Source organism: Mycobacterium sp., assembly GCF_025965855.1.
Classification (GTDB): Bacteria; Actinomycetota; Actinomycetes; order Mycobacteriales; family Mycobacteriaceae; genus Mycobacterium.
Genome location: NZ_JAOPWB010000096.1, coordinates 1 through 13,874 on the forward strand (window position 1 = coordinate 1; position 13,874 = coordinate 13,874).

Annotated in this window: 15 protein-coding genes; 13 read left to right on the forward strand and 2 right to left on the reverse strand. The window is 67.2% G+C overall.

Annotated features, from left to right (window positions below; genetic code table 11):
- The 9 genes from rpoC to JWP83_RS07350 all read left to right on the forward strand — a co-directional run.
- A partial coding sequence (rpoC, locus tag JWP83_RS07310) for a DNA-directed RNA polymerase subunit beta' (RefSeq protein ID WP_297727906.1) occupies positions 1-2,727 on the forward strand: 2,727 nt, incomplete at its 5' end.
- A gap of 146 nt (positions 2,728-2,873) precedes the next feature.
- Positions 2,874-3,743 carry a type IV toxin-antitoxin system AbiEi family antitoxin domain-containing protein gene (locus JWP83_RS07315; RefSeq protein WP_297727909.1) on the forward strand — a complete coding sequence of 290 codons (870 nt, stop codon included), beginning with the start codon at positions 2,874-2,876 and terminating at the stop codon, positions 3,741-3,743.
- A gap of 87 nt (positions 3,744-3,830) precedes the next feature.
- Positions 3,831-4,586 (forward strand): deoxyribonuclease IV, encoded by a 756-nt coding sequence (locus JWP83_RS07320; RefSeq protein ID WP_297727911.1) that lies wholly within the window; start codon positions 3,831-3,833, stop codon positions 4,584-4,586.
- A 9-nt stretch (positions 4,587-4,595) separates the two neighbouring features.
- A complete protein-coding gene (locus tag JWP83_RS07325; protein WP_297727913.1) occupies positions 4,596-5,261 on the forward strand; it encodes a PHB depolymerase family esterase in 666 nt (221 codons plus the stop codon).
- Entirely contained in the window at positions 5,228-5,431 is a 204-nt protein-coding gene (locus JWP83_RS07330) for a hypothetical protein (RefSeq protein ID WP_297727915.1), read from the forward strand. The genes JWP83_RS07325 and JWP83_RS07330 overlap by 34 nt, the downstream gene beginning before the upstream one ends.
- Positions 5,432-5,478: 47 nt before the next feature.
- Positions 5,479-7,107 carry an acyl-CoA dehydrogenase family protein gene (locus tag JWP83_RS07335; RefSeq protein WP_297727917.1) on the forward strand — a complete coding sequence of 543 codons (1,629 nt, stop codon included), beginning with the start codon at positions 5,479-5,481 and terminating at the stop codon, positions 7,105-7,107.
- 9 nt (positions 7,108-7,116) lie between these two features.
- Positions 7,117-8,055 carry a crotonase/enoyl-CoA hydratase family protein gene (locus JWP83_RS07340; protein ID WP_297727919.1) on the forward strand — a complete coding sequence of 313 codons (939 nt, stop codon included), beginning with the start codon at positions 7,117-7,119 and terminating at the stop codon, positions 8,053-8,055.
- Between the two features lie 2 nt (positions 8,056-8,057).
- On the forward strand, positions 8,058-8,780 hold the full coding sequence (locus JWP83_RS07345) for a PaaX family transcriptional regulator C-terminal domain-containing protein (protein WP_297727921.1): 723 nt from the start codon (positions 8,058-8,060) through the stop codon (positions 8,778-8,780).
- Entirely contained in the window at positions 8,777-9,544 is a 768-nt protein-coding gene (locus JWP83_RS07350) for a crotonase/enoyl-CoA hydratase family protein (RefSeq protein ID WP_297727923.1), read from the forward strand. Before JWP83_RS07345 ends, JWP83_RS07350 begins: the two co-directional genes overlap by 4 nt.
- A 33-nt stretch (positions 9,545-9,577) precedes the next feature.
- On the opposite strand, the gene JWP83_RS07355 is transcribed toward JWP83_RS07350, so the two are convergent.
- The gene (locus JWP83_RS07355) at positions 9,578-10,060 is read right to left on the reverse strand and encodes a DUF3060 domain-containing protein (protein WP_297727925.1); all 483 of its coding nucleotides are present in this window, start codon (positions 10,058-10,060) and stop codon (positions 9,578-9,580) included.
- A gap of 32 nt (positions 10,061-10,092) precedes the next feature.
- A complete protein-coding gene (locus JWP83_RS07360) occupies positions 10,093-10,470 on the reverse strand; it encodes a DUF3060 domain-containing protein (RefSeq protein WP_297727927.1) in 378 nt (125 codons plus the stop codon).
- 182 nt (positions 10,471-10,652) lie between these two features.
- Here JWP83_RS07360 and JWP83_RS07365 point away from each other — a divergent pair, with 182 nt between their 5' ends.
- From JWP83_RS07365 to fusA, 4 genes are all read left to right on the forward strand, one after another.
- Positions 10,653-11,306, forward strand: coding sequence for a TetR/AcrR family transcriptional regulator (locus JWP83_RS07365; protein ID WP_297727929.1), 654 nt, complete (start codon positions 10,653-10,655; stop codon positions 11,304-11,306).
- Positions 11,307-11,568: 262 nt separating this feature from the next.
- Positions 11,569-11,943: a 30S ribosomal protein S12 gene (gene rpsL / locus JWP83_RS07370; RefSeq protein WP_007767794.1), complete on the forward strand. Its 375-nt coding sequence runs from the start codon at positions 11,569-11,571 to the stop codon at positions 11,941-11,943.
- On the forward strand, positions 11,943-12,413 hold the full coding sequence (gene rpsG, locus JWP83_RS07375; protein ID WP_297727931.1) for a 30S ribosomal protein S7: 471 nt from the start codon (positions 11,943-11,945) through the stop codon (positions 12,411-12,413). The genes rpsL and rpsG overlap by 1 nt, the downstream gene beginning before the upstream one ends.
- Positions 12,414-12,501: 88 nt before the next feature.
- Positions 12,502-13,874: elongation factor G (fusA, locus tag JWP83_RS07380; RefSeq protein ID WP_297727933.1), on the forward strand; the 1,373-nt coding region annotated here is incomplete at its 3' end.

Consider the following 13,874-nt stretch of genomic DNA (forward strand, 5'->3'; position numbering starts at 1 on the left):
AAGCAGGGCCGGTTCCGCCAGAACCTGCTCGGTAAGCGCGTCGACTACTCCGGCCGTTCGGTCATCGTGGTCGGCCCGCAGCTCAAGTTGCACCAGTGCGGTTTGCCCAAGCTGATGGCGCTGGAGCTGTTCAAGCCGTTCGTGATGAAGCGGCTGGTCGACCTCAACCACGCGCAGAACATCAAGAGCGCCAAGCGCCTGGTCGAGCGGCAGCGTCCCCAGGTGTGGGACGTGCTCGAAGAGGTCATCGCCGAGCACCCGGTGCTGCTGAACCGCGCGCCCACCCTGCACCGGCTGGGCATCCAGGCCTTCGAGCCGATGCTGGTGGAAGGCAAGGCGATTCAGCTGCACCCGTTGGTGTGTGAGGCGTTCAACGCCGACTTCGACGGTGACCAGATGGCCGTGCACCTGCCGCTGTCCGCGGAGGCGCAGGCCGAGGCCCGCATCCTGATGCTGTCGAGTAACAACATCCTGTCGCCGGCGTCCGGCCGCCCGTTGGCCATGCCCCGACTGGACATGGTGACCGGGCTGTACTTCCTGACCACCGAGATCGAGGGCGACAAGGGCGAATACCGGCCGTCCGCCAAGGATCAACCGGAGGTTGGCGTGTACTCCTCGCCGGCCGAGGCGATCATGGCGTCCGACCGCGGCGTGCTTTCGGTACGGGCCAAGATCAAGGTGCGGCTGACCCAGCTGCGTCCGCCCGCCGAAATCGAGGCCGAGCTGTTCGGCGCCAACGGCTGGCAGCCGGGGGATGCCTGGAGGGCCGAGACCACGCTGGGCCGGGTGCTGTTCAACGAGCTGCTGCCGCTGGGCTACCCGTTCGTGAACAAGCAGATGCACAAGAAGGTGCAGGCCGCCATCATCAACGACCTGGCCGAGCGCTACCCGATGATCGTGGTGGCGCAGACCGTCGACAAGCTGAAGGACGCCGGCTTCTACTGGGCGACCCGCAGCGGTGTCACGGTCTCGATGGCCGACGTGTTGGTCCCGCCGCGCAAGAAGGAGATCCTCGACCACTACGAGGATCGGGCCGACAAGGTCGAAAAGCAGTTCCAGCGTGGTGCTTTGAACCACGACGAGCGCAACGAGGCGCTGGTGGAGATCTGGAAGGAAGCCACCGACGAGGTGGGTCAGGCGCTGCGGGAGCACTACCCTGCCGACAACCCGATCATCACGATCGTCGACTCGGGTGCCACCGGTAACTTCACCCAGACCCGAACGCTGGCCGGCATGAAGGGCCTGGTGACCAACCCGAAGGGCGAGTTCATCCCGCGTCCGGTCAAGTCGTCGTTCCGCGAGGGCCTGACCGTGCTGGAGTACTTCATCAACACACACGGCGCTCGAAAGGGCTTGGCGGACACCGCGTTGCGTACCGCGGACTCCGGGTACCTGACCCGTCGTCTGGTGGACGTGAGCCAGGACGTCATCGTCCGCGAGCACGACTGCGAGACCGAGCGCGGCATCGTCGTCGAGCTGGCCGAGCGTCAGCCCGACGGCACGCTGATCCGCGACCCGTACATCGAAACCTCGGCGTACGCCCGGACTCTGGGCGCCGACGCGGTCGACGAGGCCGGCAACGTCGTCGTCGCGCGCGGTGAAGACCTGGGTGACCCGTCGATCGACGCCTTGCTGGCTGCGGGCATCACACAGATCAAGGTGCGCTCGGTGCTCACCTGTACCACCGGCACCGGCGTGTGCGCGACCTGCTATGGGCGCTCCATGGCCACCGGCAAGCTGGTCGACATCGGGGAGGCCGTCGGTATCGTCGCGGCGCAGTCCATCGGTGAACCCGGCACGCAGCTGACCATGCGTACCTTCCACCAGGGCGGTGTCGGTGAGGACATCACCGGCGGTCTGCCCCGTGTGCAGGAGCTGTTCGAGGCCCGCGTGCCGCGCGGCAAGGCGCCGATCGCCGACGTCAGCGGGCGGGTCCGTCTCGAGGACGGTGAGCGGTTCTACAAGATCATCGTCGTTCCCGACGATGGTGGCGAGGAAGTGGTCTACGACAAGCTCTCCAAGCGGCAGCGGCTGCGGGTGTTCAAGCACGACGACGGGTCCGAGGGCGTGCTGTCCGACGGTGACCACGTCGAGGTGGGCCAGCAGCTGATGGAAGGCTCCGCCGACCCGCACGAGGTGCTGCGCGTGCAGGGGCCCCGCGAGGTGCAGATCCACCTGGTGCGCGAGGTCCAGGAGGTCTACCGCGCTCAGGGCGTGTCGATCCACGACAAGCACATCGAGGTGATCGTTCGCCAGATGCTGCGCCGCGTCACGATCATCGACTCGGGCGCCACGGAGTTCCTGCCCGGCTCGCTGATCGACCGTGCGGAGTTCGAGGCGGAGAACCGCCGGGTGGTGGCCGAGGGCGGCGAGCCCGCCGCCGGCCGGCCGGTGCTGATGGGTATCACGAAGGCGTCACTGGCCACCGACTCGTGGCTTTCTGCGGCGTCGTTCCAGGAGACCACGCGAGTGCTGACCGACGCGGCGATCAACTGCCGCAGCGACAAGCTCAGGGGTCTGAAGGAGAACGTGATCATCGGGAAGCTGATCCCGGCCGGTACCGGCATCAACCGCTACCGCAACATCCAGGTTCAGCCCACCGAGGAGGCCCGCGCCGCGGCGTACACGATCCCGTCCTACGAGGATCACTACTACAGCCCGGACTTCGGCCAAGCCACCGGAGCTGCGGTCCCCCTGGACGACTACGGCTACAGCGACTACCGCTAGTCCCGGCGAGCAGACGCAAAAGCCCCCGCACGCACGGCGTGTCGGGGGCTTTTGCGTCTGGTGGTCGCGTGCACAGTTGCGCGTGCGTCCACATATTGCTTGTTGTGACCCACCTCGGTCGCTCGGCGGGCTGCATTGTCGCAGGCGTGGATATCGAACGTGCCCTGCTAGCCAGGAGCGGGCTGGCGACCACTCGCGAACTTCTTACAATCCTGTCTCGCAAGCGCCTGGCCGGAATGGTCAAGGCGGGCAGGCTCATTCGAGTGCGCCATGGTGTCTATGCGACGAGTGCGCCTGATGTGTTCGGCAAACTCGCCGCGCTGGATCTATTGGCCGGCAAGCCGATCGTGGCCTGCATGGGGACGGCGGCCGCGTTGTACGGGTTTGATACCGAGAGCACGTTGTGCACCCATGTCCTTGATCCGGGAGTACGGATGCGGCCGTCAACGGGTCTGATGGTGCATCAACGAATTGGCGCGCCGCTGCGAAGGGTGGACGGCCGGCTCGCGACAGCGCCGGCATGGACAGCGGTCGAAGTGGCGCGAACGATACGGCGGCCCCGCGCCTTGGCGACGCTTGATGCCGCCCTGCAGGTCGGCGCTTGCACGACAGGGGAACTGGACGCGGCGATACGAGAGCAGAAGGGCCGCCGCGGCATCGTGAGGGTTCGGGAGTTGGTCGGTTACGCCGACGGACGTGCCGAGTCGCCGATGGAGAGCGAGGCACGACTGGTGTTTATCGATCACCGGCTACCCCTCCCAGAGCTGCAGTACAACATCGTGGACCGCTACGGCAGATCATGGCGGGTCGATTTCGCATGGCCGGACGCGATGGTCATCGCCGAATACGACAGCATCGAGTGGCACGTCGGCCGCGATGCTCTGGTGCACGACAGGCTCAAGGCCGCCCGGCTGCAGGAATGCGGGTGGACAACTATTCCGATGACGGTAGGCGACATCCGCGCCGATGCGGTCGGTCTCGTCGACCGCATCAACTACCACTTGCTAGCGGCCTGAGCAGACGCAAAAGCCCCCGAACGCACGGCGTATCAGGGGCTTTTGCGTCTGCTCGCCGGAGTTGGGTGACCCACTACACTGGCGACCGTGCTTATCGGTTCCCACGTCCACTCAGAGGACCCCCTGGCCGCCGCCCAGGCAGACGGCGCCGACGTGGTGCAGTTCTTCCTCGGCAACCCGCAGAGCTGGAAGAAGCCGAAGCCGCGTGACGACGCCGAGACGCTGAAGGCATCCACCGTGCCCCTGTACGTCCACGCCCCGTATCTCATCAACGTGGCGTCGGCCAACAACCGCATCCGCATCCCGTCGCGCAAGATCCTGCAGGACACCTGCGACGCGGCCTCGGCGATCGGCGCGACGGCGGTGATCGTGCACGGCGGTCACGCCGACGACAACGACATGGAGGCCGGTTTCGAGCGGTGGGTCAAGGCGCTGGACTACCTCGAAACCGACGTGCGCGTGTACCTGGAGAACACCGCGGGCGGCGACCACGCGATGGCCCGCTACTTCGATACCATCGGCAGGCTCTGGGATCACATCGGCGACAAGGGCATTGGCTTCTGCCTGGACACCTGCCACGCGTGGGCCGCGGGTGAAGAGCTGATCGACGCGGTCGACCGGATAAAGGCCCTGACCGGGCGCATCGACCTGGTGCACTGCAACGACTCGAGGGACGCGGCGGGCTCCGGTGCCGACCGGCACGCCAACATCGGCACCGGCCAGATCGATCCCGAGTTGCTCGTCGCGGTGGTCAAGGCCGCCGACGCCCCGGTCATCTGCGAGACCGCCGACGAGGGGCGCAAGGACGACATCGCGTTCCTGCGGGAAAATACCGGCAGCTGATCTGCGGGCATGCTCGGTCGGCTCGCGACGCTTTTCGGAGTGGTTCTCCTGGTCGCGGGTTGTTCACCGTGGCCTGAGCTGCCGTCGGGCTTCGTCACCGGCGCCAGCCTGCACCACATCAATGTCGGTGGACACGATCGCAACTATCGCCTGTACAAGCCCCCGGGAGTGCCCGCCTTGGCGCCGCTGGTGGTGGTGATGCACGGCTATTCCGGCAGTGCCGCGCAAGCCGAAAGAGATTACGGCTGGGACGGTTTGGCCGACTCGGGCAAATTCGTCGTCGCATATCCGGACGGCCTCAGCCGGGCCTGGAACGTCGACGGGGAAGGCTGCTGCGGCCGGCCGGGACGGGAAGGCGTCGATGACGTCGACTTCGTCAGCGCGGCCGTGGCCGACATCGCCAAGAACGTCGGCACAGATGCCGCCAAGGTTTACGCCACCGGCATGAGCAATGGCGCAATCATGTCCTACACGCTGGCGTGCATCACCGACATTTTCGCCGCCATCGGCCCGGTCGCCGGCACGCAGCTAACCCTTGCCAGGCCCCGCGTCCGACGTCGGTCATCCACATCCACGGCACCGCCGATCGGCTCGTCCCCTACGGCGGCGGGCAGGGCTTCAGCGTCATCAACGGTCCGTCGGTGCCGGAGGTCAACGCGTTCTGGCGCAACGTAAATCAGTGCGGCGTTCCGGCCGCGACGACCAGCGGTCCCGTCACCACGTCCACGGCCGGATGCGCCGACAACCGGGGTGCCGTGCTCATCACCGTCGACGGCGGTGGCCACGAGTGGCCACCCTTCGCGACCGAGACGCTATGGCGATTCTTCTCGGCACATCCCCGGTGATCATTACACCTCTTGTGCGGCTGTCGGAAAACTGTAACATGGGTGGCATGCCAGATACCCACGTCGTCACCAATCAGGTTCCGCCCCTGGAGAACTACAACCCCGCGACGTCCGCCGTGCTCGTCGAGGCCCTGATCCGCGAGGGCGGGCAGTGGGGCTCAGAAGAGGTGAATGAGCTTGGGGCGCTTGCGGGCAGCCGCGAAGCGCAGCGATGGGGCGAGCTCGCCGACCGCAACCGGCCCGTGCTGCACACCCACGACCAGTACGGGCACCGCGTCGACGAGATCGAGTACGACCCGGCCTACCACGAGTTGATGCGCGCGGCGATCGCCCACGGCATCCACGCGGCGCCGTGGGCCGACGGGCGACCGGGGGCGCACGTGGTGCGCGCCGCCAAGATGTCGGTCTGGAATGTCGAGCCCGGACACACCTGCCCCGTCTCGATGACGTACGCCGTCGTCCCGGCGCTGCGCCACAACCCCGAACTGGCGGCGGTTTACGAGCCGCTGCTGACCAGTCGCGAGTACGACCCCGAGCTGAAGCTGGCCACCACGAAGCCCGGCATCACCGCGGGCATGTCGATGACCGAGAAGCAGGGCGGCTCCGACGTGCGCGCCGGCACCACCCTGGCGACACCGAACGGCGACGGGACGTACAGCTTGACCGGCCACAAGTGGTTCACGTCGGCGCCGATGTGCGACATCTTCCTGGTGCTGGCGCAGGCCCCAAATGGACTGTCCTGCTTCATGCTGCCGCGGATTCTGCCGGACGGCACCCGCAACCGGATGTTCCTGCAGCGACTCAAGGACAAGCTCGGCAACCACGCCAACGCCTCCAGCGAGGTGGAGTACGACGGCGCCACCGCGTGGCCGGTGGGCGAGGAGGGCCGCGGCGTCCCGACGATCATCGAGATGGTCAACCTCACCCGGCTGGACTGCACGCTGGGCAGTGCCACCAGCATGCGCACCGGCCTGACTCGCGCCATTCACCACGCCCAGCACCGAAAGGCGTTCGGCGCCTATCTGATCGACCAGCCGCTGATGCGCAACGTCCTGGCCGACCTGGCCGTCGAGGCCGAGGCCGCCACGATCGTCGCGATGCGGATGGCCGGCGCGACCGACAATGCGGTGCGGGGGGACCAGACCGAGGCGCTGCTGCGCCGGATTGGCCTGGCCGCCAGCAAGTACTGGGTGTGCAAGCGCGCCACCCCGCACGCCGCCGAGGCGCTGGAATGCCTGGGCGGCAACGGCTATGTCGAGGACTCCGGCATGCCGCGGTTGTTCCGCGAGGCGCCGCTGATGGGCATCTGGGAGGGCTCGGGCAACGTCAGCGCGCTGGATACGCTGCGTGCCATGGCAACTCGCCCCGAGTGCATCGAGGTGCTGTTCGCGGAGCTCGACGAGAGCGCCGGTCAGGATCCGCGCCTGGGCGGCCACGTCGGGCGGCTGCGCCAGCACCTGGCCGACCTGGACAACATCGCCTACCGCGCCCGCAAGGTCGCCGAGGACATCTGCCTGGCGCTGCAGGGCTCGCTGCTGGTACGGCACGGGCATCCCGCCGTCGCCGAGGCATTCCTGGCCACCCGGCTCGACGGCCGGTGGGGCGGTGCGTTCGGCACCATGCCGGCCGGGCTGGACCTGGCTCCCATCCTGGAGCGGTCCCTGGTTAAGGGCTGAGTAGAAACGATGACTCACGCGATCAGGCCGGTCGACTTCGACAACCTGAAGACGATGACCTATGAGGTCACCGATCGGGTTGCGCGCATCACCTTCAACCGGCCGGAGAAGGGCAACGCGATCGTTGCGGACACCCCGCTGGAGCTCTCGGCATTGGTGGAGCGCGCCGACCTCGACCCCGGTGTGCACGTCATCCTGGTGTCGGGGCGCGGCGAGGGCTTCTGCGCGGGCTTCGACCTGTCCGCCTACGCCGACCGCACCGGTTCGGCCGGAGGGACCGGCGCGTATCAGGGCACCGTGCTGGACGGCAAGGCCCAGGCGGTCAACCACCTGCCGAATCAGCCGTGGGACCCGATGATCGACTATCAGATGATGAGTCGATTCGTGCGCGGGTTTTCCAGCCTGATGCACGCCGACAAGCCGACGGTGGTCAAGATCCACGGCTATTGCGTGGCCGGCGGCACCGACATCGCGCTGCACGCCGACCAGGTGATCGCCGCCGCCGACGCCAAGATCGGCTATCCGCCGACGCGGGTGTGGGGCGTCCCCGCGGCAGGGCTGTGGGCCCACCGGCTCGGCGATCAGCGCGCGAAACGCCTGCTGCTCACGGGTGATTGCATCACCGGCGCGCAGGCCGCCGAGTGGGGCCTCGCGGTGGAGGCGCCGGACCCGAAGGACCTCGACGAGCGGACCGAGCGACTGGTCGAAAGGATCGCCTCGGTGCCGGTCAACCAGCTGATCATGGTCAAGCTCGCGCTCAATTCGGCTCTGCTGCAACAGGGTGTGGCCACCAGCAGGATGGTCGGCACCGTGTTCGACGGCGTCGCCCGGCACACGCCCGAGGGGCACGCCTTCGTGGCCGACGCCGTCGAGCACGGCTTCCGGGAGGCGGTTCGGCATCGCGACGAGCCGTTCGGCGATCACGGCCGCCGGGCGTCACAGGTCTAGCCATGCCAGACATGACGGCCCGGTCAGTGGTGCTCAGCGTGCTGCTCGGGGCGCACCCGGCGTGCGCCACCGCCGGCGAATTAGTAGGGCTCACAGCCGATTTCGGTATCAAGGAGACCACGCTGCGGGTGGCACTGACCCGCATGGTCGGCGCGGGTGACCTGATCCGCTCCGCCGAAGGCTACCGGCTCTCGGATCGATTGCTGGCCCGCCAGCGCAGGCAGGACGATGCCATGCGCCCCCGAACCCGGCCCTGGCGCGGGAACTGGCTCGTGTTGATCGTGACCAGCGTCGGCGGCGACGCGCGCAGCCGGGCGGCGCTGCGAACGACCATGCACGACAAGCGCTTTGGTGAGCTCCGCGAAGGCGTCTGGATGCGGCCCGACAACCTGCAGTTGGACCTGGATCGTAATGTCGCGGCGCGGGTGCGGACGCTCAAAGCGCGCGACGACGCGCCCGCCGAGCTGGCCGGCGAGCTATGGGACTTGCCCGGGTGGGTGGAAACCGGCCACCGGCTGCTCGGCGAGATGGCGGCCGCGTCCGACACTCCCGGGCGGTTCGTGGCGGCCGCGGCGATCGTGCGCCACCTGCTCACCGATCCGATGTTGCCGGCCGAACTGCTGCCTGCCGATTGGCCCGGCGACCGGCTGCGCGACGCTTATCACGACTTCGCCACCGAACTGGCGCAGCGACGTTACCCAACCCGACTAGTGGAGGCGACATGAGCGATCCGGTGCGGATAGAGCGCAACGGTCCGGTCACCACGGTGATCCTCAACCGCCCGGGGGCGCGCAACGCCGTCAACGGCCCCACGGCCGCCGCGCTCTATGCGGCGTTCGACGAGTTCGACCGCGATGACACCGCGTCGGTGGCCGTGCTGTGGGGCGACGGCGGAACCTTTTGCGCCGGAGCCGATTTGAAGTCCTTCGGCACGGCCGAGGCGAACGCGGTGCACCGCACGGGCCCCGGCCCGATGGGCCCCACGCGGATGGTGCTGTCCAAGCCGGTGATCGCCGCGGTGAGCGGCTACGCCGTCGCCGGGGGCCTGGAGTTGGCCCTCTGGTGCGATCTGCGGGTGGCCGAGCAGGACGCCGTGTTCGGGGTGTTCTGCCGGCGATGGGGGGTGCCACTCATCGACGGCGGCACCGTGCGGTTGCCCAGGCTGATCGGGCAAAGCCGCGCCATGGACATGATCCTCACCGGCCGCGGTGTCAAAGCCGATGAGGCCCTGGCGATGGGGTTGGCCAACCGCGTCGTGCCCAAAGGTCACGCCAGGCGGGCGGCCGAGGAACTGGCGGCCCAGCTCGCGGCGCTGCCGCAGCAGTGCATGCGATCGGATCGGCTCTCGGCGCTAGAGCAGTGGGGCAGGCCGGAATCGGACGCGATCGATTTCGAATTCGCCAGCATCGCCCGGGTCGCCGCGGAGGCCGCGGAAGGCGCGGGGCGGTTCGCCGCTGGCGCCGGCCGCCACGGCACGGCGGCGAATTAGCCTGGCGCCCAAGGCCACGAAAGACGCTGTCGCTCAGCCCTTGCTGATCGTGTTGCCCGAGCCGAGGTTGTCGACCTTGGGGTCACCGTCCTTGTAGGTGACGGTGTTGCTGAACCCGACCACGGTGATGCGGGTGTTGACCTTGTCGAAGGTGATCTTGTTGTTCGCGCCGCCGATGCTCACGGTCTCGCAGGTGCCGGTGACGGTCAGCGTGTTGTTCGAGCCACCCACGTTCAACGACTTGCCGCTGGCGCAATCAAGCGTGGCCGTGGTCCCCATCGACCCATAGTTCAGCGTGTTGCCGATCTCGACGGACGCGGTGGTGCTCGCGCCGCTCGTGCCCGTCGGCCCCGCCGCGCCGCTGGTCGTCGTGGCCGTGCTCTTCGTCGTCGTCGCCGTGGTGCCACCCGGCGGATTGGCCGTCGAGCTGCAGCCCGCCAGCACTAAAGCCACTGCGGCCGGCGCGAGGGCGAGCGCGGCCAGCCTGGACGAACGGTCGGTGATGTGGTCACGCATTGATCCTCGATTCCGTTGATGAGTCCCGTGCCTCAGCCCGGCACCTGCTGGAGCCGGTTGGTCATGCCCAGTTCACGTCCGCGGTCCCAGAGGATCGGTGCGCCGCCGTGATAGAACACGGTCTGATCCCAGCCGTACACGGTGATGTCGTGGGTGACCGAGTCCGCGATGACGGTGTTGCCCGATCCCATGACCGTCACCGCCCAGCAGTTGCCCTTCGCGTTGACGGTGTTCGCGGTGCCGTTGACGATCAGGGTGGCGTCGTTGCAGTCCAGCGTCTGATCGAGGCCCTGCCCGATGACGTGGGTGTCGCCGTTCTTGGCGTGCGCGGGCGGCGCCGGGGCCGCGGGGGTGGCGGCGACGACGATGGCACAGGTGACCAGCGGCCCCGCGACGGTCGTCCAGTTCACTGCGGGCCCCCTTCGACACGTGAATCTGCACGAATGAGACTACGTGTATTCCCCCGCCCGATGGCAGGGGTTATTTGCATTTGCCGGGTCGTCGACGCCTCGCCATGGCTCAGCGGTTTCCCGGCCGCCGTCAACTAGAGTCATTAGTTAACCCACCCGGGACCAATCGAAGGGCGATCGCCATGGCAGCTCCGGAACCGCCGTCGGCGACTGGGCGCCAGCGCGCGGGGAGGTCGGGCTCCCGCCCGGCCAAATTGAGCCGCACCGGCATCGTCGACGGCGCCCTGAGCTTCCTGGACCGCGAGGGCTGGGACTCGCTGACCATCAACGCGCTGGCCACGCAGCTGGGCACCAAGGGACCCTCGCTGTACAACCACGTGGACAGCCTGGAGGATCTGCGCCGCGCGGTGCGGATCCGGGTCATCGACGACATCATCACGATGCTGAACCGGGTCGGCGAGGGGCGCGCCCGCGATGACGCCGTGCTCGTCATGGCCGGCGCCTACCGCAGCTACGCGCATCACCACCCGGGTCGGTACTCGGCCTTCACCCGGATGCCGCTGGGCGGCGACGACCCCGAGTACGCGGCCGCCACCAGGGGCGCGGCCGCGCCGGTGATCGCCGTGCTGTCCTCCTACGGCCTCGACGGTGCCGACGCCTTCTACGCGGCGCTGGAGTTCTGGTCCGCGATGCACGGCTTCGTGCTGCTGGAGATGACCGGCGTGATGGACGACATCGACACGGACGCGCTGTTCTCCGATATGGTGTTGCGGCTGGCTCGGGGTTTGGAGGGGCCGGACAGGCGCGCCGCGCACGAGCATGCCGGACCGAACTAGGCGACCGGCCGCCGCTTTGACCTGCGAGACCGGCGACGGGTATCGTGGTAGCTCGTGCCTGGCGGCTTACGGCGCCTGACGTAAGGGAGCGGATGCCGGGCTAATTCGCATGTCCACGACGCACCGGATCACTATTCCGTGCTGAGCGCCTGCGACACACCCGGCCGCGGGGTACAGGAGTTGTTCCGAGGCGGGGGAAACTGCAGTACACAGACTTAACAGCTTGAGCCAGAACACGAACGTCAACACAGAAAGCCGGTAGATGCCAACCATTCAGCAGCTGGTCCGCAAGGGTCGCCGCGACAAGGTCGCCAAGGTCAAGACCGCGGCCCTGAAGGGCAGCCCGCAGCGCCGTGGCGTATGCACTCGCGTGTACACCACCACCCCGAAGAAGCCGAACTCGGCGCTTCGGAAGGTCGCGCGCGTGAAGCTGACGAGTCAGGTCGAGGTCACCGCCTACATCCCCGGCGAGGGACACAACCTGCAGGAGCACTCGATGGTGCTGGTGCGTGGTGGGCGGGTCAAGGACCTGCCCGGTGTCCGGTACAAGATCATCCGCGGTTCGCTCGACACCCAGGGCGTCAAGAACCGCAAGCAGGCTCGCAGCCGTTACGGCGCCAAGAAGGAGAAGAGCTAATGCCGCGCAAGGGACCCGCGCCCAAGCGTCCACTGGTCAACGACCCTGTCTACGGATCGCAGCTGGTCACCCAACTGGTGAACAAAGTTCTGCTCAAGGGGAAGAAATCGCTCGCCGAGCGCATTGTATATGGAGCGCTCGAGCAAGCCCGGGAAAAGACCGGTAGCGACCCGGTGATCACGCTGAAGCGTGCTCTCGACAACGTCAAGCCCGCCCTGGAGGTACGTAGCCGCCGCGTCGGTGGTGCGACCTATCAGGTGCCCGTCGAGGTGCGTCCGGAGCGGTCCACCACGCTGGCGCTGCGTTGGCTTGTCAGCTTCTCGCGGCAACGCCGGGAGAAGACCATGATCGAGCGGCTGGCAAACGAACTCCTGGATGCCAGCAATGGCCTCGGGGCCTCCGTCAAGCGGCGTGAGGACACCCACAAGATGGCCGAGGCCAACCGCGCCTTCGCGCACTATCGCTGGTAAGCGCCGGACCCGGCGCCAACCGGCACAGTTGCCGGAGGCGGGAACGCCCGCGAACTAACTACGCAATCGAAAGAGTGGGAAGACTTCTGTGGCACAGAAGGACGTGCTGACCGACCTCACCAAGGTCCGCAACATCGGCATCATGGCGCACATCGACGCCGGCAAGACGACGACGACGGAGCGCATCCTCTACTACACCGGCATCAGCTACAAGATCGGTGAGGTGCACGACGGCGCCGCGACCATGGACTGGATGGAGCAGGAGCAGGAGCGGGGGATCACCATCACCTCCGCGGCCACCACCTGCTTCTGGAACGGCAACCAGATCAACATCATCGACACGCCCGGGCACGTCGACTTCACCGTCGAGGTGGAGCGCAGCCTGCGCGTGCTCGACGGCGCCGTCGCCGTCTTCGACGGAAAGGAGGGCGTCGAGCCGCAGTCCGAGCAGGTCTGGCGGCAGGCCGACAAGTACGACGTCCCCCGCATCTGCTTCGTCAACAAGATGGACAAGATCGGCGCCGACTTCTACTTCTCCGTGCGCACCATGGAGGAGCGGCTGGGCGCCAACGTCATTCCGATCCAGCTGCCTGTCGGTTCGGAGGGTGACTTCGAAGGCGTCGTCGACCTGGTGGAGATGAAGGCCAAGGTGTGGCGCGGCGAGACCAAGCTCGGTGAGACGTACGAGACCATCGACATCCCCGAGGAGCTTCAGGAGAAGGCCGACGAGTACCGCACCAAGCTGCTCGAGGCCGTCGCCGAGACCGACGAAGCGCTGCTCGAGAAGTACTTCGGTGGCGAGGAGCTGTCGGTCGCGGAAATCAAGGGTGCGCTTCGCAAGCTCACCATCAGTTCCGAGGCCTACCTGGTGCTGTGTGGTAGCGCGTTCAAGAACAAGGGCGTGCAGCCGATGCTCGACGCCGTGATCGACTACCTGCCTTCACCCCTTGATGTTCCGCCGGCCGTGGGCCACGCCCCCGGCAAGGAAGATCAGGAGGTCATCCGCAAACCGTCGACCGACGAACCCTTCTCGGCGCTGGCGTTCAAGGTCGCCACGCACCCGTTCTTCGGCAAGCTCACCTACGTCCGGGTGTACTCGGGCAAGGTCGATTCCGGCAGCCAGGTCATCAACGCCACCAAGGGCAAGAAGGAGCGGCTGGGCAAGCTGTTCCAGATGCACTCCAACAAGGAGAACCCGGTGGAGACCGCCTCGGCGGGTCACATCTACGCGGTGATCGGCCTCAAGGACACCACGACTGGTGACACCTTGAGCGACCCGAATAACCAGGTCGTGCTGGAGTCGATGACCTTTCCCGACCCGGTGATCGAGGTGGCCATCGAGCCCAAGACCAAGAGCGACCAGGAGAAGCTGAGCCTGTCGATCCAGAAGCTCGCCGAAGAGGACCCGACGTTCAAGGTGCACCAGGACGTCGAGACCGGCCAGACCGTGATCGGCGGCAT